The organism is Cupriavidus sp. C2SS-8b (assembly GCF_057073745.1).
This window is the reverse complement of the sequence record NZ_CP172718.1, coordinates 344,142-368,411: the sequence shown is the minus strand read 5'-3', so window position 1 is coordinate 368,411 and position 24,270 is coordinate 344,142. Positions and strand designations below refer to the sequence as shown.

Here is a 24,270-nt window from a genome sequence, read left to right as displayed (position 1 = left end):
ATGAAATTGAACCGACTCCTTCGTCCGACCGCTGGTGCGGTGCTGGTGTGCTCGACTCTGGCCAGTTGCGTGTCGCCGCAACTACAGCGCGACACACGCCAGGCCGCCGCCGACGCGCGTGCCGAGCACATGGGCCGTACCGACCGCCTGTACGCGCAGATGCGGCGCGATCGCATGGTTGTCGAAGCTGAGCAGGAAGTCTTGAAGCCGTACCTCGTTGGAAAGCCCGTGCCGACTGCGCGCAACGTTACGCTGCCGCTCGCACTGCGCAACAACGTCGACACCTGGGTGATGTTCCCGGAGCGGGTGATGCCGTTGGCCGTCGCTGCGCAGCGCATCACGATGGCGACCGGCATTCCGGTCAAGATCGAGTCCGACGTGTACCTGCCGTCGAATCTGTTGATGCCGCGCAGCCTGATGGCGCAGGCGGGCGGGCAGTTGCGCAGCCAGAGCCAGAGCGGATTCGCCAGCGCCAATCCGCTGGCCACGGCGGGGATCGGCCCTGCGCCCGTCACGAACGGGCCGCTGCCCGGTGCGCTGCTCGCCGGTGGCGCGAGCCAATCTGCCAGTCAGGCCACGCCGCTGGTCGAGTCGGCGCTCTCCGTCGAGTTCAAGAGCAGCGAGAAGATGCCACTGGCGAACATGCTGGATCTGATCGCCACGCGCTTGGGGCTGAACTGGGAGTACAACGCCTCCAAGGGCGTGATTCGCTTCTACCGGCTCACCACCAAAATGTGGCAGCTGCCGATGAAGGCGGGTACCAGTTCCTTCACCACCGAGTTCAAGCAGAGCGCACAGGGCAGCAGTAACGCCAGCGCGGGCGGCGGCGGACAGGCCACGCAGATTGATGCGGCGGTTAAGTCTGAGGCCAAGGAGTTGGACGACATGGACGGCATCCGCAAGAGCATCGAGCCGGCCCTGACGATGGTCGGCCGCGCCGAGCTGAACCCGGCCACCGGCATCCTGACGCTGAAGGACACCAAGGAAGCGGTGGAGGCGGCCGACGAGATCGTGCGCAAGCAGATTGCGATCTACTCGCGCATGGTGTACGTGAAGTTCCAGACCATCGACTTTACGGTTGCTGACAACGGTGAAGCCGGTGCGGATTGGAACGCGGTGCTGACCAAGGCGCTGGAGAGCATTCCGAGCTTCACCTTCACGGCGCTTTCGCCCGCATCGCTCGTGTCGTCCAACGCCGGCAGCTTCGGCCTGGGTATCACGTCGGGCGGCTGGAATGGCACCAAGGCGATCGTCAACGCGCTCAGGCAGTACGGCACGGTGACGACCTCCGTGACGATTCCGATGGCGCTGCGCAATCGCCACGGCGCGCAGTACAACAACCGCCGCCAGTTCACCTATGTGTCGTCGACGACGCCAGCCTCCACGACGGTCGGGGGCACGGGCGGCATCCCCGGTATCACCACTTCGACCGGCACGGTGGGCTTCAAGCTGACGATGTTCCCGGACGCGACCACGCGGGACGACGTGAACCTCACGCTCGCCTTTGACCAGTCGGCGCTGGACGGCCCGATCGAGACCTTTACCTCCGGCTCGGGCAATAACCAGCAGTCGGTGCAGGTGCCGAAGATTGTGGCGAAGGGGATTCCGGCGCAGGACCTGATCGTGCGCAACGGCCAGACCGTAATTGTGACGGCATTTGACCAGACCGATTCGCAGTTCACGCACCGCACGCTGGGCGAATACCTGCCGACCATCCTCGGCGGATCGCTGACGGCCAGCAAGTCACGCACCTTTACGCTGGTGCTGGCGACGGTGATGGTGCAGGACCAGGGCGAGGCGCAATGATCCTCGACATCCACGGCAAGAAGCTCGTCTTCGGCATGCAGTGGCGCACGCTGACGGGCAGCGACACCCCGTCGGCGCTGGCGGCGAACATCGCCCGCGAGGTGAAGGCGGCGCGCATCTGGCACGACGACCATGCGCTGCACATGGGCTATCTGGATGCGGCCGACGCGCAAGCGAAGATCAAGGACAAGCTGTATTCCGGGGCGGCGGTGCTCGCCCGGGTGCCGGAACTGGTGCCCAATGCGCTATTCGTGTTCCGGCTCGAAGCGCCGGGCCAGCCGGCCATGTATCTCGTCTGCGGCATCGTCAAGGGCCGCCCGCGGGTGGGCTTCGACCAGGTCGTGCATGACGAAAAGACGCTCGCCCAACTGGCGACGGACTTCCCGGCCAAGAGCGACGGCGAGTTCAAGCTGGTGGGCAACGTGCCCGAGCTGCTGTCGTTGCTGCCGCCCGAGCGGCGCATCGCCCATGTGCCGTACACGCTGGACATGCTGGTGTCCCACACCGGGCCAGCGGCGCTCCTGAAGAAGCCCCGCGCGACCAGCCAGCGCAAGCGCATGCTGACGCTGGCGGTGCTAGCACTCACGGCCGCGGTGGGCTGGCCGTATGGCAAGGCCGAGTATGACGCCTACCAGCGCCGCCTGCACCCGCCGCCGTCGCAGAAGACCCCGGCCGAGCGTTATGCGGAGGATTTGGCGGCCCGTGCAGCGGGCCCGGTGGCGCTGGCAGGCGTGGCGCTGCCGGCTTGGGCGCAATGGTTTGCCAACGATGTGCCGCTACAGGTGGGCGGCTGGTCGCTCGCGAACATCCACTGCGACAGCGTGGTGACGCCCACGGCCAGCTGCACGCTGACCTATGAAATCCGGCAAAACGCCAAAGGCCTGACCAACCAGACCTTCGTGGCCGCGCTGCCGGATCACTTCGGGGCGCCGGTGTTCCAGACCAACGACACCAAGGCGCTCGTGAGCGCACCGGTGCCGGTGGGCGAGGCTCGCAATCTGGGCACGGTGCTGGACAAGCTGCCAAAGGCGATGGCGTTGCGGGTGGGCTTCGGCTCGCAATTGCAGACACTGCGCCCGGTGGCTGGCAAGGCGGAACTGAAGGATCTGACGATCTTCGGCACGGTGCCGCCCGAAGGCCTGGGATCGCTCACGCACCCGGTGCATTCGGCCCCTTGGGAAATCGCCGGGCCGCTGCGCAATGTGACCGAGTTCGCGGCCTTCGCGCCGAACGTCACGGTCAAGACGATCGACCTCATGGTGAATCTGGACACAGCGCCGGATCTCAAGCAATCGAAATTCATGTTGACGGTCAGCGGCGATGCGTTCGCTCGCGACTGATAAGGATACCCTCATGCGTGCAACCCCGTTCCCGCGTTTGTTTCCGTTGCGCCGCGCCGCCATGGCCGCGCTCACCCTGTTGGTGGCTGGCCCTGCGTTAGCCGATGACGACAAGTCGCTCACCCAGAAGCTGATCGACGCCGACGCCCGGGTGGCGCTGCAAAAGCTCCAGCAGGAACTGGACAGGAATGCGCCGCCGCCCGCCTTGGCTGCCGCACCTGCCGGTGCGGCAGCCAAGGCGTCGGCAGAGCACGCCCCGCAGACCATCGCTCTCTATGGGGTGGACGGGCGCAGTGCGGGTGGCACAATGTCCCTGCGCAGCTACGTGCGTTGGGGCGACCAGGTGTACCCGGCTAAGGTCGGGGCGAAGTGGCGCGGCTATACGGTGTCGGCCATTACCGAGAGCGGCACCACCTTCACGCGTGGCAAGGCAAAGGTGTTCGCTCCTCGTGCGGAGGACGACGCGGCGGTGCTGCTGGCTTCGCCGCCGACGGGTAGTGCCAGTACGGCATCCCGTTCCGGCCCGCTGCCGGCGCTGGGCGCGGGCACGCCTACTGCACCGGGCACGCCGCAGTTCTTTCCGATGCCGTCCATGAGTCCGGCGCCGGGCGTCTCGTCGATGCCCGCGCCGTTGCCGGTGCCCACGGCGCCGGTGGCCCCGGCCGGTGCGCAGACTGCCGTGGCGTCGCCCCCCGCGACCGTGGCCCAACGCTGAGCGAGGCTATGGGACTCTTTGGCAAACGCGAGAAAGTCGACGGCTTCGCAAGCGCTGGCGCCGGCGTCACGGTCGTGACAGGCGGGGCGGCGTTCGTGCAGGCTGCACCTGGTGGGCCCGGCGCAGCGAGGGCAGCTGCCGTGCCGGTGCCACGCACGGGTGAGGTTCGCGCCGACGAAATCGGGACGGTCGATGACCTGCCGGTGTTCGTGCGCACGCTCTACGACGAGTTGGACATGGCGCCGTCGCTGCGCCACGCCATCTGCCCGGTGCTGGTCGAGGCCGCCGCCACCAGCGACGGCCGCGGCCGGTTCGCCCTGATCCTCACGCGGGACATGGCGAACTCCGACGTGACAGAAGAAATCCTGCGCCAGTTGCGCCTGCGCTATGACCCGGCCGCGCCGTCGATATACGTGGCCGCGGCGCAGGTGATGGTCGCGCTGTCGCGGGGCAGCGTCGAGCCGACCGGCTGCCACGACAAGCTGGCCGTGGGGGCAGGGCGACGTCCGGCGAGCGCCCTGTGGCAGAACTTCGACGCGGTGGGGCGCTTCGCGCTGCGCGAGGGCGCTTCCGACCTGCACTGGGAGATTGAGGACCAGGGCGGCTACTCGCAGGTGCGCTTGGCGATCGACGGCTATCTGGTGGCGCCGCCCGATTTCCGCATGGAGACGGGCGTCATGCTGGATACGCTCTCGCACATCTACCAGAAGGGCAAGGGCGGCTCGCACGGTGTGTTCAGCCGCGTGCTGCCGCAGCAGACTAGTATCCGCACCAAGATCGACGGCCAGTCTGTGGTGTTCCGCTGGGCCTCCATGCAAAGCGCGACCGGCCATGTGACGGTCATGCGGATGCACCGCGAGGAGGTGGAGACGGAACGGGTCGATTTCGTGGAAGACCTAGGCTACTTCGAGCAACAGGCGAAGCTGCTCGACCGCAACACCATGCACCTCGGCGGCGGCACCGTGATGGTCGGCGTGGTCGGCTCGGGCAAGACCACCACCGCGCACGCCATCATGCAGCGCCTGCCCGCGTGGATGAACAAGATGGCGATTGAGGATCCGGTGGAGCTGCTGGCCGAAGGCACGCACCACTTCTCGGTGTCGCGCACGCTGGACGGCGCGAACCGCGACGAAGATCCGTTCATTGCCGCCAAGCGCCAGATCAAGCGGATGAACCCGCACTTCGTGATGGTCGGCGAACTGCGTGACCACGAATCGGCCGGTCTGTTCCGCGACGTGGCGGGCGCGGGTCTGCGTGCCTTGACGACCGTGCACGCGCCGAGCGCGCTCACTGCGCCTGATCGGCTCTCCGACGGCGAATTGCGCATTCCGCGCAGCGTGCTGGCCACGCCGGGCTTCGTGAACCTGTACGTCTACCAGGCACTGCTGCCCAAGACCTGCTCCTGCGGGCTGTGCGGCGCTGACATGAAGCGCGTGCTTGGCGCGGATAAGCTGAAGCAAATCGAGCGGCTTTTCCAGTTCGACGTGGAGGGAATTCGGCTGCGTAACCCGGTGGGTTGTGACCTGTGCCGCCGTCCCAACCTGCCAGCGCTCAACGGGGCACGCGGGCGCACGGTGGTGGCTGAAATGTTCGAGCCGGACGAGCTGGATCTCAACTATATCCGTGACGCGAAGAACATCGAGCTGGCCGCGTACCAGCGCAGCAAGCGCAAGCTGGGCTTTGATGTGCCCGACAGCACCGGCAAGACCGTGTTCGAGGTGGCGATGTACAAGGTGTTCGCCGGCCTCGTCGATCCGCGCGAGGCGGAAAAAATCACGTCGCTGGACGCCTATGAGGCCAAGCGCCAGCGCGACCTGGTGCGTGCCGCCAACGCTATGGGGATTCACGCTTGATGCAGAACCTGATCAAACGTGTGGCCGGTGCGTTCTCGCGCAAGGTGGGGGCGCCCGCCCTGCGCGCCGGCGACCACGTCTTTGCCGACAAGCTGTTCTGGGCCAAGTACCGCTTCCGCAGGGAGCGGGCGACGTACTACCACGACCTGGCCAAGCGCATCCAGCACATGCCGGGCGAGCCGGTGTCGAACCACTTCGCCAAGGATGCCGCCCGCCGCGCCGGCGAGCCGCTTGGCATCCTGGCGGCGCACTGGCTGTCGCGCTCCGAGGGCATCGACGGCCAGATGCAGCGTTCGCGCCTGACGGAAATCTTCCGGGGCACGGTGCCCGATGAGGATATCCCGATCCTCGCTGTGGCTGAGGATGGCGGCGACATTCGGGAAGGGCTGGAGACGCTGGCGCGCAACCTGACGGTGCTCGGCGAAGCCCGCTCCGGTATTGCGCTGACCCTCGCGGGTGTCGTGATGACGCTGGTGATCCTGCACGCCTATCTGGCGGCCATGGCCTTCCTCGTTGGCCCCAAGGTCGATGATTCGTTTCGCAGCATGCTGGATGTGAGCCAGTATGGGCCGATCGGTAAGGCGTTCCACAACACGACGACGTTTCTGCGGCACTGGGGCTGGCTCGTCGTGCTGGCCGAAGTCGGTGCCTGCGTGTGGGTGCTGCGGGCGCTGAAGGGCTATACGGGCCGTCACCGCGGCTGGCTGGATCGCAAGGTGTTGGTTTTTGACTTCTTCCGCCGCTTCCAGAGTGCGCAGTTCCTGGCCGGGCTGTCGGCGGTCACGAAGCGCTTCGGAGGGGATATCCGCAGCCTGTCGGATGGCCTGACGCTCATGCGCAGCAATGCCTATCCCTATCTGGCGCACCACATCGAGCGCATGGAGTTGAACCTCGAATACATCCCCAACGAGGGCGGCAAGGTGTTCGATACCGGCCTCTTTGACAAGGATACGAGCTGCCGGATTCAGGACATTGCCGAGTACGAGAGCGACCTGTCGAAGATGCTGCATACCGTGGCCGAGGATCTGCTGGTGGAGACGCCCAAGCTGATGCTGGCGCGGGCCTCGCAGTTCAATCGCCGCGCGACCGTGATCCTCATCATCCTGATCACTGGCCTGGCCTTCATGCCCGCCTTCATGGCGCAGGAAATGAAGGTGCGTACCCAAGTGGTCGGCATGGGCGGAAAGCGGCCCGTGCAGCCCGCCCCGTCCACCCAACCGTAACCCCGTCTCACCCCAACCTCTGACAACCCATTTGTACCTGATACCACCTGGAGAACCTGCCATGACCGACGCAACCAAGACCTTCACCGCCGATCAATACATCCTGCAAGCCGTGCCCGCGACTGCTGATCCGCTGTGCCTGATGGATCCCAAGGCTGCGCCTGCCGGCCAGCGCAACCGCTGCTCGCGCAAGCAGTGGGGCGGCGGCGTGCTGGACGAGTATGGCTTCTACCTGCTGCTGGCCGGCATTGCGCTGGTAGCAATTCTGGTGCTGTTCTCGCGCAACCAGACCGACTCGCAGGTGCAGCAACTGACCACCGAACTGAACGGCGTGGTCGGCAAGGTCAAGACAAGCTACCGCGGCCAGTACAACAAGGTGAGCATTACCGCCCTCATCAACAACGGCGTGTTCAAGGATCTGACGACCATGACTGAGTCGGGCAGCACGGTGATCCTGCAGCCGGGCGGTGGCACGCTGACCGTCGCGGCGGCCCAGTTGCTGAGCGCCAACGATTCGCTCCAATGGACGATCCCGCAGCAGCCTGACGCCGCCTGCATCTCTATCGTGGCCTCTTACCAGGGCAGCGCCGGCAAGATCCTCGTGAACGGCACCACCATCAAGGCGGTGGGCGGCTCCGTGGATCCGAGCAAGGTCGCCTGTTCGGGTGGCAGCAACACGATTGACCTGTTCATTGCCTGACCCCGGGCCGCTCGCCAATCCCTCCATCGGTGCCCCTTCCTTCAATAGAGATAGCAAATTCGTGAGCTTTCGACGATCGGTAGTGGCCTGATTTGAGGCACAGTTGACGTAGTTCCCGCGCCCGGCCCTTGGCTGGGCGTTCACTCATTCGGAGGTCACCTTGTTCCTGACGGAAGCCGCCTTTCAGCTGACCATCGCTGCCGCCGGGATGGCGGTGATGATCCATAACACCAACAATCTGGTCGATGACGCGCTGGCGATGGGCACCGGCCAGTACATGGCAAACGTCGCCAGCGCGGTCAATACCTATGTGTTCGACAACATGACGGTGCTGGCCGGCAGTCCGGCCGGGCCGACGACGATCGCGGCCGGCAGCGTGACGGCGACCGTCGCGAATCCGCTGCACCCGACCGTCCAGGATCTGATCAACCTGAAGTTGCTGCCGATCGGCTTCAGCGACGTGAGCCCGCTCGGCCTGGCATTCAAAGTCGACCTGACCCCGACCAACTGCAGCACCGGCCTGACGAATTGCACGATTCCGGGGGCGTTGTATTCGACGACGGCTTACCGGGATTCGGCGGGCCGGGTGCGCATCGACCAGCTGGCCAGCGTCATTGCCACGGCTGGCGTGGATTCAGGCGTGTCGTATGCCGAGAGCCCGGGCGTGATTACGGGCATGGCGGCAAGCTGGTCGGCGCCCAATCCGCTGGCGGGAAGCGAGCCGGGCGTGCTGATGATGCGGGTTGGCAACACCTCGCTGCTCGCGCAGAGCATGAACCAATTCTACAAGCGCGACGGCTCGCTGAACCTGACCGGCCCGATGGACGCCAACAATCAGGCGATGAATCGGGTGGGGAATTTGCAGTCGAATGGCTCGGTGTCGGCGGCGGCGAACGTCAGCGCGGCCGGCTCAATGACAGCCAGTGGAAACGTATCGGCCGGCGCGAACGTGAGCGGCAATGGTGTCTACGGGAACTACGTACAGTCTAACGGTGATCTTCGGGCGAACGCCAACGTCACGGGTAATGGCGTATACGGCAACGTGGTCCAATCATGGGGTGACGTTTCAGCAAATGGGTCAGTACGCAGCAGCGGTTACCTATACGCTGCCGGAGCCGTTGTGCCCTCCACCGGCGGCGGGCAGCAGGTCTGGGAAGGCTGGCCCTGTGGTGACCCCCAGGGTGCGATTCGTAGCGATCCAAATGGAAAGATTCTGTCCTGCCAGAACGGCGTTTGGCGGTCTGCCTCCGGTTCGTCCGATGGCACGATTGTGAGTACCTGGGAATACAAGCCGGTTTGGGCTAACAATTGGGCATGGGGCCTCTGTATAACAAGGGCCGGGGGAAGTGGCTGGGATAGCAGCTACGGGCAGGTGTGCCCGGGAGGCACGTACTCCTGGATGGCAGGTACGTCGTACAACTCAACCGGGGGTGGAGGAGGTTGAGTGAAGAATGGCCAGCTAGCGTTGGCCATTTTTTCATTGTTTCGCTGGATCTACTACTGGCACTGCAGGACGACCACGCCGGTTACATCGCCGCTAGAGGGGGTGGGCATCGCATAGCCAATTGCGAGTAGCGGAGCGGCTTGGCTCGCACCGAGTGTCTGGATATGCCGCATGAAGCCTTGCGATTGGAGTACGCCCTGCAAGGCAGTCAATGTCGCATTCGCAGTTGCGTGTGCATCCGACCCAATCGCGACGTCAAGTTTGAAGTCCTGAAGCGTCGGGCCCACCATAGCGATGGTCGCCGTGGCGGAGTTCACCTTCCCTACGCCAAAATTTCCGCTTACGGCGGTGGGCGCAGTGCTCGCCACGAGCGTACAACTCTTGGTTGCTCCTGGGGTGAGGTCCGGAGCCAGCGTCAATGGCTTGCCGACAGCATAGTGCGCCCCTTGATTGGCGGAAATGCTTCCGATGCTGTTAGAGCCGTTCGTCCAGCGCCCGATGGCGAATTCCCCATTGCCGGCCACGTCTGCTACGGTGCCACCATTGAGCGTAATGAGGCTGTTCGCGTCGATGCCAAGCTGGGTGTATGCCCCGGCATTCGGTGCCTTCTGGAACTGCGCGGGGAAGGCATTGGACGCGATGGATTGCAGGACAGACCTGGTGGACGTTTCCGTTTGAGGTACGAAAACCACCGCCAACGGGTCAGCCGCGACCGTTGCTGCGGAGCCTTGCACGGTGATGGTCGGTGCCGGTGGGGGCGGCGGCGTCGTGGCGGGCGCGCCAGCAGGTGCTTCGCCACCACCACCACCGCAGGCGGCCAGCGCGAGCAGCGAGGCGAGGGAAATTGCGGAGAGACCAAGCTTCATCGTCGTTTTCATTGTTGTGTGTTCCTTCAAGGGATTGGGTTGGCGCGCTCACATCGGAGCGTGTAATTTCATCCTACCGGCCTGAATCCAAAGTCAAGGGCGCGGCACCGGCCGCGAGCCCGTGACGCAGGCAGCCGAGGCGTGGCAATCGCGGTAGATCGGCATAACGGCGCAATGGCCGCTTGACTTGAGAACGGAGCGAGTCAAGTCCGCTCGCCCGCCTCGTTGGCAGTTCCGCGGTTTAGCTGTCGTACAGATAGGAACCGCAGTGGTTGCAAAGATGCTGGACGCGATTGGACAGAAGACCGCTGTTGCGCCACATCCGAATGCTCCCGGAATTGCAATTGACGCAGGCGATGCCCCGCTTGGTGCGGCAATGCGGGTACTGCGCCAGGTATTGCTTCAGCGAGACGCGCTTCTGGCGGGTGACAAAGGCGAGCACAAAGGGCGTGAGGACGGTCAACACGTATGCCAGTGCCCCCCAAAGCCAGGGATTCCGGCCACGCCGGTGGGCAAGATAGGCTGTGCAGAGCATGCACAGGCCTTGAAAAATCCAAACTCCGTAGTTCAAGAGACCCCACTTCGAATGCTGAGACATGGGGTGCCAGCGCGCGCCCCGATGGTTAGGGAGCGTGTCAATGCTTCTTCTTGCGCGACCGCGTGCGCCCAGCCCGCCCCACATTCGGGGACGAAAGGGTACCGCTACAGCTTGGGCACAGTACAGCGCGGGCCAGGTCGCCGTTGGCCGTCAGGTATGCGGTGCCGCACGTGCGGCACGCGCGCACGGCCAGCTCATGTTCGGTTGCCATCGAGCGCGAAAGATGGAGTGCCCGGTCGGGGCTGACCGCGGCCTCTGGGCCGAACATTTGACTGGCAATGTCAACAGAGGCGACAAACGACTCAGGGATGGAGCCGCCGCTGGCGATGGCTGTGCGGAACAGCCAAACCTGAAAGGTCGCCTGGACGCGCCGCACCGAGGAAGTCAGATACCAGGCCAATGAGGTTGGCGAATGACCGGAGGGTGAGGATTCGCCATGGATGCGGATATACATCTGGCGGACAGCCGTGACGTTCATATTGAACAGCGAGGCCACACTTTTGGCGCGGCACCTGAAGCGGACGAAGGCCTCGGCGTAGGCTTCGGGCAGCGGGCGCGCAATGCGGAAGTTGCCCCATTCGCCGGAATGCGGGAGCCTGTCCGCCCGGATGGGGCAGTGCTCCATCAGGTAGTGCGCCAGAATCTCCGGGCTAAAGGTGGGCAAGCTGGCTTCGACCCAGAATAGGGGGTTGGCGAAGCGCCACTTGAACAGCGGGATCGCCCGCGACGAGATCGCAAGTTCGACGCGGTGCTGTGGCACGGTGAGCAGGTACTCGGCCAGCTCGATGGAGATACCAAGGAGCGGCGCGGCGAGCAATGACATATTGAGCACGTCGTATAGGGCGCCCAGGTAGAGTCGGTTGTATTGCTCCAGCAGCATCTTGTCCAGCGGGGTCAGCGCGGGGGTCGACGCCGCGAGCCGGTCATAGGCCAGCGTTGACGTGGAGCCGTCTGCAAAGCACGCCCAGTCCGCCGGCGTTTCGAGGGTAGGGGAGAAGGCAAGAAACGGCGAGCAAAGGATCTTCGAAGACTGCTCGGCGTCGTCGCGCAGGGCCTGCAAATGCTCCTTGTCCGCGCCAAAGATGGGCTCAAACTCAGGCTTGAAGGCGAGGGTATTGACCATCGCCGTCGACAGGCGAAGGTTGGCCGACATGGTGCGGTCCAGTACCCATGCGGGATGCAGGAATTGCTCGTGGAATTCTTTGGTTTGGCGTCGCGTCATGGTCCTCCGCCTCAAGCTGCCTTGGTGGCTGCGAGCAGCTCTTGATGGAAAGTGGCCACCGAAGCGGCCAGCGACGCGAGCGTGCCGCGATGCTCGCGCAGCTCGCAGCCGTACTGGCACGATTGAAACTTGGTGCGCAGTTCATCGAAGTCCGCTATGAGGCCGTCCAGGCGCAGGCCAACATGGCGTTCGGCGGGCGGAGCAGTGCGCGCCGGCTCAGGCGACTCGTTGGCAGCGATGGCTTGACGCGCGCCGGCGAGTTGGGCCTCGGATGCCAGCAGTTCGCTGGTCACCTGTTGCAGCCTGGCCTGGGCCTCCTCGATGGCTTGTGTCACGGATGTATATCCATCCGGGATCACCGGCACCTCCTTGACGTCGACGCGGATCTTCATTTCCGCGAGCTGGCGTTGCAACTCGGACTTTTCGCGATTCACTCGCTCGACGGCGATCTGCATGGCATCGACGTTGGCGCTCTGCGAGGCGAGGGCGGTCTGTGCCTCGATCAGGGCTGCCTGTTGGGCTTCCGTGCTCCTGCCAGCGGTGGCGATCTGGTCTTTCAGGTACTTCAGTTCGAGCTGGTACTGGTCTTGTAGGCCCATGCTCGTTGACAGTTGTTCCTCGGTGCCGGCGAGCTGTGTTTCCAGCGCCTCCATTTCCGCGGCCAGTACACGGTAGCGTTCAATGAAGGGCAGGATTTCATCGCGGCTGAACGCTTCGTTCGCTTGTTTGGCTTTGACCACCAAGGCAATTTCTTCTGGGGTGATGTCCTGCCGCTTGAGAGTGTTCAGTTCGCCGATATTCAGGAACGTGAGTGCATCGTGGTTGTTCATGAAGCGCTCGTAGACCGTCAGATAGCGCTTGGCCGACCACTTGGGAATCTTGAGCGTATGCTCGGTGAACCGGTACAGCAGCATGCGGGCATCGTTGGCTGCCTGCGCGGCATCGTCACGGCGACTGAGCAGCGACGTGTGGAGGATCTGGTGGATCTGTGTGAGCTTCGAGCCGATCACGACGTGTTCGGAAAAAATGCGCTCGCGTGCAATGGCAATCTCTTCGCCCGCCTGGACGATGCGTGCAATAGCGGCCGCCTCAAGATACGGCGAGAGTTGCTCCCGCGTCAGTTCCAGGATGGATGGTGGGCGCGGGCTATTGGTCAGTTCAAACTTGCTTTTCTTTTCCATGATCTTTTTTTTGAAGAAGGAAGGCCGAAATCGGGTGAGCGTGGTCCTTTGCCAACGCTGGTGGGCGAATAGCAAACAAGGTCAAGGCAACGCATCGGCGTGAAGGTGGTGAGAGGTTAATGCCACTTGCACTGTTAGTTGCCGCCATAAACTCACCTTATTCATATCCCTTTCAGTTTCAAGGCGCGAAATGACGCAGATTTCACCCGTCTTTTATCGGTTCAATCCTCATAGGTGTTAACACCTATACGACCTTGGTGGGGGTAAGAATTAAGCCGAACTTAAAACAGATGTAACTGAATTGGAGTTCGGCGGAGCGTCGGATGCTGTTGTGCACCGGGGAGGGGGCGAGCACATGAGTCCGGGGCGTAGGCGGTAAGAGGTATGAAACTGCCCCTGTTATCGTCTGCACCCCGGACTCATGTGCTTGGGGTAGCGGCGCATACAACCCGACGGCATCCGCCCCTTCATTGTTTTGGCCACGTCCCTTGCTGGCCCCTTGGGTTTCGCGCTACTATCGGTTCACTTCTCGCGTCCCAGACGCATCGACATTGACAAGCAGTGCCGCCTTCCTGGGCTTGCTTCGTCGCGTAGTTCTCCTTCCGTCCCGATTCCTTTGCGCAGCGCCTTTGCTCGATGCCGGAGCATCCGGCAAGCGCGTCGCCGCTCCAAGGATTCCTTGCTCATCTGAGCATCGAATAATCGCCCGACCTTTCTGTCGGTAAATTCCATTTACTGTTTTCAAGAGAGAAAACCATGGAGTCCTTGGCCAATCTGATGCGCTCTCCTGTCCGCCTGTTCTTCACGCTGATGGCGATTTACGTGGCATCACAAGTACCAGCTTGCAGCATCTTCCTCGTGCTCGTTGTAGTGTCTTGGGCCTATCACAAAATCTTTGGTCGTGCGCACGTTGTGCCGACGCCCCGAGATGTGGTGATGCCCAAGCCGCAAGCTGCTTTCGCAGAAGCTGAGCGATCGCAGACGCCCCGAGCGCCCGCATATGCAAAGTCCCCCGTCGTCGTTCCGTTGAAACGTCAGGACGCTGCCCGTCGCAGCGCCTGACCTGTCCCGCCCTCGTGATGAGGGCGGCCCTATCCACCTGTCGTGGGAACCTTGTTCCCACCGCTAGGTGGGCAATAGGGTTCCCGCCCGGAGAACCCTATGAAAATGAAACCCGCCGCCTGGCAACTCGATTTCTTCGGGGACGCGGCACCTGTCACAGTCGATCCTCCCAAGCGCGACCCACTGCCCGATCCGCAGTTTTGGAGCGAGGCTGTGCGCGACCAGATGATTGACGCTCTGATCAGTCTCGCCTGCGACAGCCGTCGCGGCGACAACCTGCCCGAATCACTGGCTGACTGTGCCGATCTGCTGCGTGCGCGCATGCAAGGCAAGGCCGTCGAGAAGGACGACTTCGACATGACGCTTGGCTGGATCTTTGGCTACTGGGACGGAGCACTGCCCTATGCCTACGTCTGCGCCGTCACCGGTGTCGATCCCGAAGTTCTGCAAGACATCATCCTCAATCACTCCCGCCTCAAGCGCGACCTGGACGAAGTTCGTCGGATCCGCTGTGGCACGCTGCTGTAGGAGTTGCCGTGGCTATCATCCAGAGACTCCTTGGCGCGCTGCAGGACGCCCTGCAGCCGCGCGCAGCGGAATCCGCACCGGCCGGCGCGCAAGCGGTCGGTACCGGCTCGCGCAACGAGGTTCACATAGAGATCGGCGGCGTGCCGAATCTCTTCCGCGATGAAGGCGAACGCATCGTTCACTTTGTCGCGGCCTTTGACCCCCGCCCGACTGCGACGCGCTTCGGCCAGAAGCTGTTGCCCGATCCGGTTCCGTATTGGAGCGTGGCAGGCGAGCATCCCGGCGCGAAGCTATCCGCCGTGATCGCCGCCGCCATCCGTGCTCACGCCACACCTGCGGCGCGCACAGCAGTGCCGAGCAACGACGGCGCAAGCCAGTCTACCCATGAAGCGTCCTGCGACGTCCAGCGCGCCGCACCCGCGGCTGCCAGAATGTCAGCACGGCACGAGCCAGGCACCGCGGTGCATCGTGGCACGATCGCCTTCTGGGGCGAAGCCGAGTTTCCCGAGCGCAAGCGCATCGGGCGCACCTACACTTCGTTTGCACTGAAGCTGGAAACGGCGACAGGCATTGACACGCTGCAAGGCGAGGGGCTCAAGGACGCCATCGCCGAAGCCGGTTGCCAGATTGGCGACCGCGTGGAAGTGCGGCGGCTGCAAAAGGTTCAGGTTCCGGCCTTCCACCGCAAGTCGGGGAAGCCAAAACTCGATGACAACGGTCAACAGGTCCTGTGGGACAAGTGGCTGTGGTCAATCACCCGTTCACATTGATTCAAAAGGAAATAATCTATGGCATCCGTCAATAAAGTCATTCTCGTCGGGAATCTCGGGGCAGACCCGGAAACCCGTTACATGCCCAGCGGGGATGCCGTGACTAACCTCCGATTGGCAACAACCGACCGCTACAAGGACAAGCAAAGCGGCGAGCTGAAGGAGGCCACCGAGTGGCACCGGATCTCGATCTTCGGCAAGCTTGCGGAGGTCGCGGGCCAGTACCTGAAGAAGGGCTCCTCGGTCTACATCGAGGGCCGCATCCGCACCCGCAAGTGGCAGGACCAGTCCGGCCAAGACAAGTACAGCACCGAGATCGTCGCCGATCAGATGCAGATGCTAGGCAGCCGCCAGGGTGGTAGTGCCGGTGAGGACGATGGCTACGGCCAACAGCCGTCACGCCAGTCGCAAGGCCAGCAGCAGCCCCGCCAGCCGCAAGGCGCGCAAGGCGGCCAGCAGCGGCAGAGTGCGCCGCCGCGTCAGCAGCAAGCGCCATCGAACGGCTTCGCGGACATGGATGACGAAATTCCCTTCATGCGCCCTGCAGCGCTCGATGGGATTCCGTTCCGCTACGACGGTGCGCCGATGTACTGAGCACCGGAAAAGTCGTAGTCCCGCCCCTTTCCCCACGTTGTATCGCTACTGCTGCCGGCCCCCACCGGCGGCAATAGCCGCCTTCTTTCCCAGCCCGGTTCCGGGCCACCCATCCCCATCCTTCCCGCGATGCGCCATGCTGAAAAGACCCTCTGGATCGGCCGGGGTGTCCTTTGAGCAAGCGATTTCCCCGCCTGTCTCAGGCATCGACCAACCCCCACTTCTATCAGGAGTGCAAATGGACTTGAACTGGAGTCCGGCCCAGTGGTTGTCCGTACTGCTCAAGTACGGCATCCGTGAGTCATCCCTTTCCGGGCGGCCCTCGCCGTGCCCGGTTTGTGGCGGCAAGAACCGCTTCACCTATGACAACAAGCGCGGTCGCGGCGACTGGGTCTGCCGCCGATGCAACGACGGCAACCCGATGGCCGGCGACGGGCTAATGCTCATCTGCCGCTTCACCGGCATGAAGTTCGCTGACCTCGCCAACGAATTGGAGGGCAAACTCCCTCCGAGCGTGCTGCCACATGCAGCGCGGCTGACTGCACCGAAGGTCGCCATGTCGGACAAGGCGAAAGTCAAGCGCATCGAGCGCGTCTGGTCGAGCGCGAAAGCGCTGGTGCCGGGCGACGCCGCGATGCGCTATCTCGCTGCTCGCGTGCCGGGCCTGGTGGCCCCCCGACCGACTGCGTTAAGACTGGCGACGATGGACTATCGCCACGAGGATGCAGTGCTTGGGCGCTATCCGACGATCGTTGCGCAGTTCACGCTGCCCGACGGCCGTATGGCGACCGTGCACCGCACGACCCTAGATCCAGCCAAGCCGGCCAAGGCGTTCATCGTGTCGGCCGAAGGTGAAATCCTGCCGGCCAAGCGCAATGATGTATCGGCGTTGTCCCCTGCGGGGGGAGCCGTGCGGCTGATGCCGCCGCGCGATGGTGTCCTGGGCGTGGCTGAAGGGCTGGAAACGGCCTACGCCGCGCATATGCTGTTCGGCGTGCCGACCTGGTACTGCCTGAATCGTGTCTTGCTGAGCCGCTTCGTCGTCCCGCAAGGCATGGGCATCCATACGTTGCACGTCTTCGCTGACTTTGATGAGGTCGATCCGAGGACCGGAAAATCGCCCGGCATGGCGGACGCGCTGGCACTTGCCAAGCGTGCCCGAAGTGAAGGCCTGACCGTTCACGTGCATCGCCCGATGGTGCGTGGCACCGATTTCTGCGACCAGTGGCTGACCGCAAACCGGTTGCAAGGCATTGCCGGCAAGCGCGCAGTCTGCGCCTAGCCGTTTGTTGTGGACGCCGCCTCTCGGGGCGGTACCTCTTTCTCTTTCTGCCCTGCGGGTTCTGCCCGCCGGGGAGAACCCTTGCGGCAGTTCATTACCTGGAGTTCTGATATGTCGTTCAAAGGGTTCCGCGTTATCGTAGGTCGTCTGCAGATTCGCGCCATGCGCCAACTGCCGTCGGGTTCCGTCCCGGCGTGCCAGTCTGATGCCGAGACCTACCATGTCTACCGTCGCAATGCCGATGGCTCCACGCAGCTTCAGCACACCGAAGCCGATTTCGATTCCGCGTTCACGTACTGCGCCGGCCAGCAACGGCCGACGCTGCACTGAGCGTGCTTATCCCCTATGAAAAAACCCGGCGATTTTTGCCGGGTTTTTTTTGTCCAGTCACTTCTGGCGGAGCGCCATGAAGACTCTCAGCGCGGCTTCCCACAGGCAAAAGCCAATGCCGAATGTCAGCAGAAACTTGAAGAAGCGAATGACTTCGTATTCCGTCATGATTTTTTGACCCCTCTTGATTCGTTGCAGTGGATTCTACTTTAGCTGCCGCGCCGAGAAGTCAAGGGCGCGGTGATTCCGAACCAGTTCGCCCGCGCCCCAGCCGATCGAAGTAACCAGCGCTGCGGTATGGCAATAGTCAGTACTTTCGGACTGCCTCGCGCCATCAGCGGAAGCTGCCCAGACGGTCGGGCAGCTTCCGTCAGGCGGCTGTGCTTACTTGGCCGCCCGCCCACTTCGTGAAGCAGGCCGGCCCTTCGTTGGCGCAGCGGCTTCGCGCTTGGCTGCGACCCCGGGGACGCTTTCTTCGAAGTGGCCGTTGCCGCCGCCGTCGTCCGGGTCGTCGTTGGTGCCGCCGCTGGCAGTGAAGGCGCAGGCCCATGCGGGTTGATGCCGGCCTCTATCGCCCGCTCGGCCAGCAGCTTCAACACGAGAGCCCGCTCGCGGGCACCAGGGAACGCATTCAACTACGCGAGCAGACGGGGTGCCGTGTACTGGGTCAACGTAATCTTCCTTTTGAGCTTTTTCTTATTGAGGTCTTGTGTGTTGTGTTTAGCCAAATCTGGCCATTGCATCGTTCAGTGCTCCGACGTCCAGAATTGCAACGGAATTCATCGCATCCATCGCAGAGGGGCTTGCCTCCGGCGCCGCAAACGACCTGTTGGCTGGCGCTGGTACGACCGGGGCAATTGTGCCCAGCTCATCTCCCATGGCGCGATCACTACCACTGGTAGCAAGCGGGGTGGTCACCGGGGGGGCTATTGTGGCTAGGCTTCCTGCGGGTGCGGGTAGTAATCCGTCGGTACCCGCGTCGCCAAGGGCTCGCAAGCCGCGCTGTGCCAGGAGCCTGAATACGAAGGCGCGCTCGCGAGCGCCCGGTATTTGTAGCAGGTACGCCAGCAGATCGGGCGCAGCTTCGCTGGACAGCGTGAGCGTAATCTGAAGCTTTTCCATGCTCAGCAGTATCAGGAGGATTTCGACATCTGGCGTGCAGAGCCTATCGTGTAGAAGCCGCGGACGTTGGCGAAGCAAGGCGCGTCCATAACCTGGACAGTATTGCGCGGAAAGGCCGCTTTAACAGCGGGAGCATACAAGTGTGCTCCGCCACCGGTCAGGATGATCGCGCGGATATCCTCGGTACGACCGACTCGCGCCTGGACTTCCTTTAAAGATTGGCGGGACACGGCAATAGCCTCTTCGAGGAAGGGACGCACATCAAGGTCCTTGCCAAAGTAGAGAAGGGGCTTTACTTCGCGGATAGCCTTGTCGATCCGTTCGATGCTGTCCACCGCTTCACCCTCCGCCTGTGAAATTAGATTTGCGACCTGCTGATAGATCCGGGAGACGCCGCCCGGCACGCCACCGCTACGGCTGTCGTCCATCGTGTAACCGCGGGCAACGACCCAGTCTGTAGTGAAATACCCCACGTCAATGACCAAGTAGGCATTGTCCGAGTCATATTGCTTGCCGCTTTGCTGGATGAACGTGATCAATGTTCCGAGAGGCTGAGGCAGTGGCAGCACGCTATGGACCTGAATCGGACCCCAACCAAAATCCAGCTCGCCGCTGAAGCGATCCTTCAGGTAGCCGGCGTACTTTTGGGTGTTGTGCACGGGAAGGCCCAGCACCAGGCGATCGATTTCCGTCGCCTTGGCATTGTGAAGGGCTCCTGCCAGTAGCGCAGCGTAGTTCGGGGTCGTGACAAAGTCCTCGGACAATGACCGTCCGGTGTTCCCATGTGGCGCGCTGATGGAAACCTCCGGTCCTACCTCATAACGCGCACCGTCAACCACCACATTGACGACGTTGCGAGCGCGGAGGATGGAGCCGCTATGCGGCGTCAGTGATGTGGTCGCAGCAATTGGCGCCAACGATGGAAACATGTTGGTGGCAATGTCTGAGCCGAGCGGGAACGCCGACTTGGTGTGGCCGTAGCCAACATCGATTGCGACGGTCGAAATTTTCATGAGCAGAGATTCCTTGGTGACTATAGGTAACGGTTGTGAGTGGGTGCCACGAGGACGGAGCACGCCAGATCAAGACCGACCAGAACGGAGCTGGCCGAGCAAGTGCCACTCGGACCGAGCACCAATCATGGTTGGTCGCTCCAATTTGTCTGACCTTATGGGACATGCAACGTGCAGCCTTGGCCAAGTCCCATTGCGTGGCACATCGACGGGTCAACTCTACAGGCAGATACTCAGTGTCAAGTCGTCGTAAGCTCGCGAATTTCAGTACGTTTCGCGTTCCCGTGAGGTTGCGCAGGCAGGCGTGGCTCGCTATCCTTGACGTACTTCTCGCGTCCCCGACGCATCGACCTGCCGCCACGTTGGCGGCCATCCCCAAGCACCGACACCGCCCGAAATGGGTCGTCGGTCGCCTCTATGTCCACGCCGCACACCGTCGCGGCATTTTTTTCTTTCGCCACAAGCACATACTGGCCCACACTGAGGACATCGGACACTGCGATGCCGCTTGGCTTTGCGGGCTGTCTGGAAGACTTGGACGTGATGAGGACATGTGGAAACCGGACACTCGGACACATTGCAGCCTCCGACATATAGCCACGCCCGTCAGCGAGATGCGGGGTAGACGAACACTGCGGGCTCAATACACGGCGGTCCAGATGTCGTCACCTGGGGGTCGGGGGATTGCATGGCACAAGGCCATGAACTCTCTGGAACGATATGAGCACGGTGAGCGCGACCGTCACAAGAAACAGCGCAACAAGAGTTACACGGGTGGCGAAGGCGGGTGCGCAAGCACTGGTCGGCGTACATGTCGGGAGCGATCCCGGCAACCGGGGTAGCCCGAACCCTGTCGGCCAGATTGCGCGCAGCGCGCCTGGTGGCGAGGGAACGGGACGGTCATGACACGCACTTCCGCGTGTGGGGCCGACCAGCAAGGGGATCGCTAAAGGATCGGAAGGCAGGACCGTGGCCGACGGCAAACGGCAACAAGACATGTGCCAGAGAGGGATTAGCGCAGCGCGTCACGGGGGATGCGAGCGCGGGTCCGGCGCACAGCGCAACTTGAGATAGAGGGATGACGAATGCGGCAAGCATTAGCGCTTGACGTACGCGGCTTGCTGGCCAGGTACGACATGCCAACGAGGATGAAGGCTGAGATCGAGGTTGCGGTGACCGGCAACGTGAAGAAGATCCTCAGCCAAACGCGGATGAGCCACAAGAACGCGTCGATCAAGACGCAGGAGCGGCGGATGTACACGGTTTGTCGCTCATTCGTGGAACTGCGCGCATGCGGGTTCCACGTTGAGAGCCCATATTCGCTGCGGCACAAGCATGTGCAGGCGCTGGTGGATCACTGGGTGTCGCAGCAGCAGTCGGGTGGGACGATCGAGAACAAGCTGTCGCACCTGAAGGCGTTTTGTCAGTGGATTGGCAAATACAACCTGATCCGGACGCTGGGCGACTACGTTGATCGCGAAGAACACGGCCTGGTGCGCAACTACGTGACGACGACAGACAAATCCTGGGCGGGAAACGGCGTCGACGCCACGGCCAAGATTGCGGAGATCGGCGCTGAGCACCCGCGCGTAGCGATGCAACTGAAGCTGCAGGCGGCATTCGGCCTGCGGATCGAGGAGAGCTTCGCGCTGAAGATCAGTACGGCCTTGCGCAACTTGGACACGCTGCGCGTCGTGGATGGGACAAAGGGCGGGCGCGAGCGCGAGGTGCCGGTGCAGCTGCGGCTGACGGTACTGGAAGAGGCGGCGGCGCTGGTGGATCCATCGAGTGGTTCGACAACACCTGCGACCTATTCCATACAGGAGTGGCGATCCCACTACAACGATGTGCTGCGCAAGTACGGGATCTATAAGAAGGGGTTGGGTGTGACGAGCCACGGGCTGCGGCATCAGTGGCTTCAGGAGTATTACAGGACATTGGCCGGTGTGGACGCCCCGGTCAAGGGCGGGAAGGCGCCAGACCTTGAGTTGCACCGGCAAGCGATCCAGGCTGTCGTCGAAGCTGCCGGGCACAGCAAGGCGTCAAAGACCGGCGCTTACCTCTCGACTTTCTCTGCCATGGCGCGGCAGGAGAAGCCGCAGGTCAAGCCGGGTGAGGCACAGGAGGCACTCGCTGCCGCTGGCGGTAACAAGGCCAAGGCCGCGCAGGCGTTGGGAATCTCGCGACAGGCGCTGTACCGGCTACTGGCGAAGTTGCCGGCCGGCAACTAAGTCCAATCAGGGTTCGTCCCTGACTGCAAACACGTGGCGGCCCGTTTTAACTGGCTAAACGGGCTTGGCTTGGCGCTCACCGCAGGAAGTTCGGCAGGTAAGGGGAGTCGTCCCAGTGGCCGGCTGCGCCCCACCAGCACACGAACAGCACCAAGGCGATGGCCCCAATGACGCCGTAGCGCGCTTCCTTGTCGGTGCGCAAGACGTGGATGGCTTGTTTGATGCGTTCCATAGCGATTTCCTGATTAATAGCGGGCGAGGACCGCGCGAACGAAAGGCAGGGCGCGGGAATGCCGCCAGACATGCCGGGGCTCCTGCGCGTCGGGCAGCGCCGACCGTCCAACGGCGGTGGACGTGAGGGTGGCGAGGCTGACCTTGCGGCCCGCCTTCTCGCCCGGGTGCGGCGTCGGGACGAGCAGCGTCATGGGCGCATCGCGGTATGCTTTGTCGACGCGCGGGAACGGATCGACGCCTGCCAAGCTGGCCAGCTCGGCAATGCTCACCACCGCGTACCGGGGCGTCGCGTCGTTGCGGGCGACGTAGGAGGCAGCCCCGACACCGGGCACATCGACCACCTTCCACATATAGGTAGGAATCGAAATCCGGCCGTTGAGGCGGGCGGGCTGGGCGGGGTCGAACGCCGGGCCGGTGACCACAAACGCATGCGCCGGGTCGAGGTTTCGATGTGGCTCCATCGCCGGCGATTGCTCGCCGCGGCCTGCGGCACGACGTTGGCTAGGCTGAAGCTCTCGGACAGCGAGGCCAGGTCGGGGAAGTCTCCCGATGGCGCGAGGTGCCGGCGATCGAGGCCGGTGCCGCGACCGTAGTCGGACAGCCGGGCACGGTCGGCGGCGGGAATCTCTGCTTCTTCGTAGAAATCACTGTCACGCGGGACGGTACGGGCGGCCAGCACGGCCTGGGCCCGTCAGGTTCTCGGCCGACCACAACGCGGTGCGGGTGCCGGCGGACGTTTGCACGGCATAGCCGCGGAAGCACAGGAACTGCGTGTGGCTGGCCGGGGCGATGGCCACGACACGCGGCTGGCCGTTGGTGCCGAAGATGTGCGGACAATCGGTCGCCGGGCCTTTGGCGTAGGCGGCGGTACTGACAACGGTGCTGACGGCGCTGCAGACAAAGGCTGCAGCGATAGCGGCAGCAAGGAACAGATGCTTTTGCATGCGTGTTGTTCGGAAAGAAGATGTCGCTATCTTGCCGAGGCTCATGCAAAGTCAAGGCTTCGGCTTCTTCCCCAGCGGCGACGCCATGGCGTGGTCGCTGTCCGGCGTGGTATCCAGCACGCGCGCCAGAAACTCGTCCAGGATGAGCGTGCCGCCGAATAGTTCTTCAGAGACAGTCGCGGCCAGCGCGTCGATGGGTTCGATGTGGATCCACGGGCGGCCGTCAATCTGAATGACCTTGGCGCGGCGCATGAGTTTGCGGTAGCGGCTGGCATCCTTGAGCAAGATCTCTGCTGGCACGATATCCTGCAGGAAGGGTTCGGGCTGCAACAGCTTTTCGGCCATAGCGGCGAACAGCGGCCCGCGCGCTTCCCAGTCATCTTCATTGCGTGCGATGAGCGCGAGCACGGTGCCGAGGTCGGAGCTGGTCAGTTCCTTGCGGACGATGGCCGATAGCTCGTGTTGCTCGGTCGGCCGCGGGGTGACGCGGGTGTTCCAGATGCCGCGCAGGACGACATGGGCCTGGTCGCGGCCGGCGTCAAGGGATTGGGGTGGGGTGGACATACCGCAGCCGGTGCAGGCGATGAGCGCCTCGAAGCGGTTGGCGATGAATCGAGGCTGGCTGTCGCAGTGGGCGCAGTTGAGAAGGTCGTCGGCCATGGTGGGGCGGGTTGGCGGGAATCTGGCGCGCATTATGCCAAGATTCGCGACCGGCCCGCGTCGGCGTGGGTGGGCCCGGTCAGGCGGCGACGGGGGAAGCTGCAGGTACTGTTCGGTCTTGGCGAGCAGATTGGCGATGGCGTGTTGCATGGATCGGTCCGAAGGTTGTTGCAGGTCAGCCGTGGTTATTGGCAGGCAGCGGCTCATCCTCAAATCGGGCCGGGTAGATGCCGTCGATGGCGCTGGCGGCGCGCTTGAGCGCATTAACCTGGTCCTGCAGGTGCACGGTGGCGTCGCCTACCAGGCGCTTGAACGGCTCGATCGCCTCGTGCATCGCGTCGGAAGCATTGCGGGCGAGGTGGCCGATCCCCCAGAACTCGGCAGGCCGTGAGCCATCGGGAGGCTGGGGTCCGCCCTGTCGGCCAAGCGCAATGGCGCCGCGGATCGCCAGCACGGTTTCGGGTTGGGGAAAATCATCGTCGGGAAGGGTGTTCTTAGTGGGGTTCACGCGGCGGGTTGTTTGGCAGGCGGACCCAGTGCGGCAGTTACCAT

The 24,270-nt window shown here is 63.2% G+C and carries 24 protein-coding genes and 1 pseudogene; 15 read left to right on the top strand and 10 right to left on the bottom strand.

What is annotated here, in order from left to right; translation table 11 throughout:
* From ACIGJB_RS31375 to ACIGJB_RS31345, 7 genes are all read left to right on the top strand, one after another.
* Positions 1 to 1,806 (top strand): protein PilN, encoded by a 1,806-nt coding sequence (locus ACIGJB_RS31375; protein ID WP_483734810.1) that lies wholly within the window; start codon positions 1 to 3, stop codon positions 1,804 to 1,806.
* Positions 1,803 to 3,146: a type IV pilus inner membrane component PilO gene (locus tag ACIGJB_RS31370; protein ID WP_483734809.1), complete on the top strand. Its 1,344-nt coding sequence runs from the start codon at positions 1,803 to 1,805 to the stop codon at positions 3,144 to 3,146. Before ACIGJB_RS31375 ends, ACIGJB_RS31370 begins: the two co-directional genes overlap by 4 nt.
* 13 nt (positions 3,147 to 3,159) lie before the next feature.
* On the top strand, positions 3,160 to 3,861 hold the full coding sequence (locus ACIGJB_RS31365; protein ID WP_483734808.1) for a hypothetical protein: 702 nt from the start codon (positions 3,160 to 3,162) through the stop codon (positions 3,859 to 3,861).
* An 8-nt stretch (positions 3,862 to 3,869) separates the two neighbouring features.
* Positions 3,870 to 5,714, top strand: a complete 1,845-nt coding sequence (locus ACIGJB_RS31360) for an ATPase, T2SS/T4P/T4SS family (protein ID WP_483734807.1) — start codon at positions 3,870 to 3,872, stop codon at positions 5,712 to 5,714.
* Positions 5,714 to 6,937 carry a type II secretion system F family protein gene (locus tag ACIGJB_RS31355; RefSeq protein ID WP_483734806.1) on the top strand — a complete coding sequence of 408 codons (1,224 nt, stop codon included), beginning with the start codon at positions 5,714 to 5,716 and terminating at the stop codon, positions 6,935 to 6,937. Before ACIGJB_RS31360 ends, ACIGJB_RS31355 begins: the two co-directional genes overlap by 1 nt.
* Positions 6,938 to 6,998: 61 nt before the next feature.
* Complete coding sequence (locus tag ACIGJB_RS31350) at positions 6,999 to 7,637, top strand: type 4 pilus major pilin (protein ID WP_483734805.1); 639 nt, start codon at positions 6,999 to 7,001, stop codon at positions 7,635 to 7,637.
* Positions 7,638 to 7,797: 160 nt separating this feature from the next.
* A complete protein-coding gene (locus ACIGJB_RS31345; protein WP_483734804.1) occupies positions 7,798 to 9,081 on the top strand; it encodes an adhesin in 1,284 nt (427 codons plus the stop codon).
* A 53-nt stretch (positions 9,082 to 9,134) separates the two neighbouring features.
* On the opposite strand, the gene ACIGJB_RS31340 is transcribed toward ACIGJB_RS31345, so the two are convergent.
* The 4 genes from ACIGJB_RS31340 to ACIGJB_RS31325 form a co-directional block, all read right to left on the bottom strand.
* Positions 9,135 to 9,959, bottom strand: coding sequence for a hypothetical protein (locus tag ACIGJB_RS31340; protein ID WP_483734803.1), 825 nt, complete (start codon positions 9,957 to 9,959; stop codon positions 9,135 to 9,137).
* A 229-nt stretch (positions 9,960 to 10,188) separates the two neighbouring features.
* Positions 10,189 to 10,410, bottom strand: a complete 222-nt coding sequence (locus tag ACIGJB_RS31335; protein WP_483734802.1) for a hypothetical protein — start codon at positions 10,408 to 10,410, stop codon at positions 10,189 to 10,191.
* A 172-nt stretch (positions 10,411 to 10,582) separates the two neighbouring features.
* On the bottom strand, positions 10,583 to 11,767 hold the full coding sequence (locus ACIGJB_RS31330; RefSeq protein ID WP_483734801.1) for a FlhC family transcriptional regulator: 1,185 nt from the start codon (positions 11,765 to 11,767) through the stop codon (positions 10,583 to 10,585).
* A gap of 11 nt (positions 11,768 to 11,778) precedes the next feature.
* On the bottom strand, positions 11,779 to 12,948 hold the full coding sequence (locus tag ACIGJB_RS31325; RefSeq protein WP_483734800.1) for a hypothetical protein: 1,170 nt from the start codon (positions 12,946 to 12,948) through the stop codon (positions 11,779 to 11,781).
* A 756-nt stretch (positions 12,949 to 13,704) separates the two neighbouring features.
* Here ACIGJB_RS31325 and ACIGJB_RS31320 point away from each other — a divergent pair.
* From ACIGJB_RS31320 to ACIGJB_RS31290, 7 genes are all read left to right on the top strand, one after another.
* A complete protein-coding gene (locus tag ACIGJB_RS31320) occupies positions 13,705 to 14,010 on the top strand; it encodes a hypothetical protein (protein WP_483734799.1) in 306 nt (101 codons plus the stop codon).
* Between the two features lie 99 nt (positions 14,011 to 14,109).
* Positions 14,110 to 14,538 (top strand): hypothetical protein, encoded by a 429-nt coding sequence (locus tag ACIGJB_RS31315; protein ID WP_483734798.1) that lies wholly within the window; start codon positions 14,110 to 14,112, stop codon positions 14,536 to 14,538.
* Positions 14,539 to 14,546: 8 nt separating this feature from the next.
* Positions 14,547 to 15,308 (top strand): hypothetical protein, encoded by a 762-nt coding sequence (locus ACIGJB_RS31310; protein ID WP_483734797.1) that lies wholly within the window; start codon positions 14,547 to 14,549, stop codon positions 15,306 to 15,308.
* 18 nt (positions 15,309 to 15,326) lie between these two features.
* Positions 15,327 to 15,902, top strand: coding sequence for a single-stranded DNA-binding protein (locus tag ACIGJB_RS31305; protein ID WP_483734796.1), 576 nt, complete (start codon positions 15,327 to 15,329; stop codon positions 15,900 to 15,902).
* Between the two features lie 238 nt (positions 15,903 to 16,140).
* Positions 16,141 to 17,184 carry a primase-helicase zinc-binding domain-containing protein gene (locus ACIGJB_RS31300; protein WP_483734795.1) on the top strand — a complete coding sequence of 348 codons (1,044 nt, stop codon included), beginning with the start codon at positions 16,141 to 16,143 and terminating at the stop codon, positions 17,182 to 17,184.
* A 111-nt stretch (positions 17,185 to 17,295) separates the two neighbouring features.
* Entirely contained in the window at positions 17,296 to 17,514 is a 219-nt protein-coding gene (locus ACIGJB_RS31295; protein WP_483734794.1) for a hypothetical protein, read from the top strand.
* Positions 17,515 to 17,529: 15 nt separating this feature from the next.
* Positions 17,530 to 17,727, top strand: coding sequence for a hypothetical protein (locus tag ACIGJB_RS31290; protein WP_483734793.1), 198 nt, complete (start codon positions 17,530 to 17,532; stop codon positions 17,725 to 17,727).
* 920 nt (positions 17,728 to 18,647) lie between these two features.
* On the opposite strand, the gene ACIGJB_RS31285 is transcribed toward ACIGJB_RS31290, so the two are convergent.
* Positions 18,648 to 19,649 carry a PRTRC system protein D gene (locus ACIGJB_RS31285; protein ID WP_483734792.1) on the bottom strand — a complete coding sequence of 334 codons (1,002 nt, stop codon included), beginning with the start codon at positions 19,647 to 19,649 and terminating at the stop codon, positions 18,648 to 18,650.
* A gap of 1,085 nt (positions 19,650 to 20,734) precedes the next feature.
* Here ACIGJB_RS31285 and ACIGJB_RS31280 point away from each other — a divergent pair.
* Positions 20,735 to 21,880, top strand: coding sequence for an integrase domain-containing protein (locus tag ACIGJB_RS31280; protein ID WP_483734791.1), 1,146 nt, complete (start codon positions 20,735 to 20,737; stop codon positions 21,878 to 21,880).
* 76 nt (positions 21,881 to 21,956) lie between these two features.
* Here the strand turns inward: ACIGJB_RS31280 and ACIGJB_RS31275 are convergent, their stop codons facing one another.
* From ACIGJB_RS31275 to ACIGJB_RS31255, 5 genes and pseudogenes are all read right to left on the bottom strand, one after another.
* Positions 21,957 to 22,112 (bottom strand): hypothetical protein, encoded by a 156-nt coding sequence (locus tag ACIGJB_RS31275; RefSeq protein ID WP_483734790.1) that lies wholly within the window; start codon positions 22,110 to 22,112, stop codon positions 21,957 to 21,959.
* 13 nt (positions 22,113 to 22,125) lie between these two features.
* A pseudogene (locus ACIGJB_RS31270) lies at positions 22,126 to 22,793 on the bottom strand (DNA/RNA non-specific endonuclease).
* Entirely contained in the window at positions 22,765 to 23,058 is a 294-nt protein-coding gene (locus ACIGJB_RS31265; protein WP_483734789.1) for a hypothetical protein, read from the bottom strand. Before ACIGJB_RS31265 ends, ACIGJB_RS31270 begins: the two are co-directional and overlap by 29 nt.
* Before the next feature lie 51 nt (positions 23,059 to 23,109).
* Positions 23,110 to 23,868, bottom strand: coding sequence for a hypothetical protein (locus ACIGJB_RS31260; RefSeq protein ID WP_483734788.1), 759 nt, complete (start codon positions 23,866 to 23,868; stop codon positions 23,110 to 23,112).
* Positions 23,869 to 23,893: 25 nt separating this feature from the next.
* On the bottom strand, positions 23,894 to 24,226 hold the full coding sequence (locus ACIGJB_RS31255; RefSeq protein ID WP_483734787.1) for a hypothetical protein: 333 nt from the start codon (positions 24,224 to 24,226) through the stop codon (positions 23,894 to 23,896).
* Between the last annotated feature and the right edge of the window lie 44 nt (positions 24,227 to 24,270).

Bases quoted from the DNA above. Each gene is read 5' to 3' on its own strand.
- ACIGJB_RS31295 (WP_483734794.1), top strand. From the start codon at position 17,296: ATGTCGTTCAAAGGGTTCCGCGTTATCGTAGGTCGTCTGCAGATTCGC.
- ACIGJB_RS31320 (WP_483734799.1), top strand. From the start codon at position 13,705: ATGGAGTCCTTGGCCAATCTGATGCGCTCTCCTGTCCGCCTGTTCTTC.
- ACIGJB_RS31370 (WP_483734809.1), top strand. From the start codon at position 1,803: ATGATCCTCGACATCCACGGCAAGAAGCTCGTCTTCGGCATGCAGTGG.
- ACIGJB_RS31350 (WP_483734805.1), top strand. From the start codon at position 6,999: ATGACCGACGCAACCAAGACCTTCACCGCCGATCAATACATCCTGCAA.
- ACIGJB_RS31365 (WP_483734808.1), top strand. From the start codon at position 3,160: ATGCGTGCAACCCCGTTCCCGCGTTTGTTTCCGTTGCGCCGCGCCGCC.
- ACIGJB_RS31280 (WP_483734791.1), top strand. From the start codon at position 20,735: ATGCGGCAAGCATTAGCGCTTGACGTACGCGGCTTGCTGGCCAGGTAC.
- ACIGJB_RS31260 (WP_483734788.1), bottom strand. From the start codon at position 23,868: ATGCAACACGCCATCGCCAATCTGCTCGCCAAGACCGAACAGTACCTG.
- ACIGJB_RS31340 (WP_483734803.1), bottom strand. From the start codon at position 9,959: ATGAAAACGACGATGAAGCTTGGTCTCTCCGCAATTTCCCTCGCCTCG.
- ACIGJB_RS31285 (WP_483734792.1), bottom strand. From the start codon at position 19,649: ATGAAAATTTCGACCGTCGCAATCGATGTTGGCTACGGCCACACCAAG.
- ACIGJB_RS31265 (WP_483734789.1), bottom strand. From the start codon at position 23,058: ATGCAAAAGCATCTGTTCCTTGCTGCCGCTATCGCTGCAGCCTTTGTC.
- ACIGJB_RS31375 (WP_483734810.1), top strand. From the start codon at position 1: ATGAAATTGAACCGACTCCTTCGTCCGACCGCTGGTGCGGTGCTGGTG.
- ACIGJB_RS31305 (WP_483734796.1), top strand. From the start codon at position 15,327: ATGGCATCCGTCAATAAAGTCATTCTCGTCGGGAATCTCGGGGCAGAC.
- ACIGJB_RS31315 (WP_483734798.1), top strand. From the start codon at position 14,110: ATGAAAATGAAACCCGCCGCCTGGCAACTCGATTTCTTCGGGGACGCG.
- ACIGJB_RS31330 (WP_483734801.1), bottom strand. From the start codon at position 11,767: ATGACGCGACGCCAAACCAAAGAATTCCACGAGCAATTCCTGCATCCC.
- ACIGJB_RS31275 (WP_483734790.1), bottom strand. From the start codon at position 22,112: ATGGAACGCATCAAACAAGCCATCCACGTCTTGCGCACCGACAAGGAA.
- ACIGJB_RS31300 (WP_483734795.1), top strand. From the start codon at position 16,141: ATGGACTTGAACTGGAGTCCGGCCCAGTGGTTGTCCGTACTGCTCAAG.
- ACIGJB_RS31325 (WP_483734800.1), bottom strand. From the start codon at position 12,948: ATGGAAAAGAAAAGCAAGTTTGAACTGACCAATAGCCCGCGCCCACCA.
- ACIGJB_RS31355 (WP_483734806.1), top strand. From the start codon at position 5,714: ATGCAGAACCTGATCAAACGTGTGGCCGGTGCGTTCTCGCGCAAGGTG.
- ACIGJB_RS31290 (WP_483734793.1), top strand. From the start codon at position 17,530: ATGAAAAAACCCGGCGATTTTTGCCGGGTTTTTTTTGTCCAGTCACTT.
- ACIGJB_RS31360 (WP_483734807.1), top strand. From the start codon at position 3,870: ATGGGACTCTTTGGCAAACGCGAGAAAGTCGACGGCTTCGCAAGCGCT.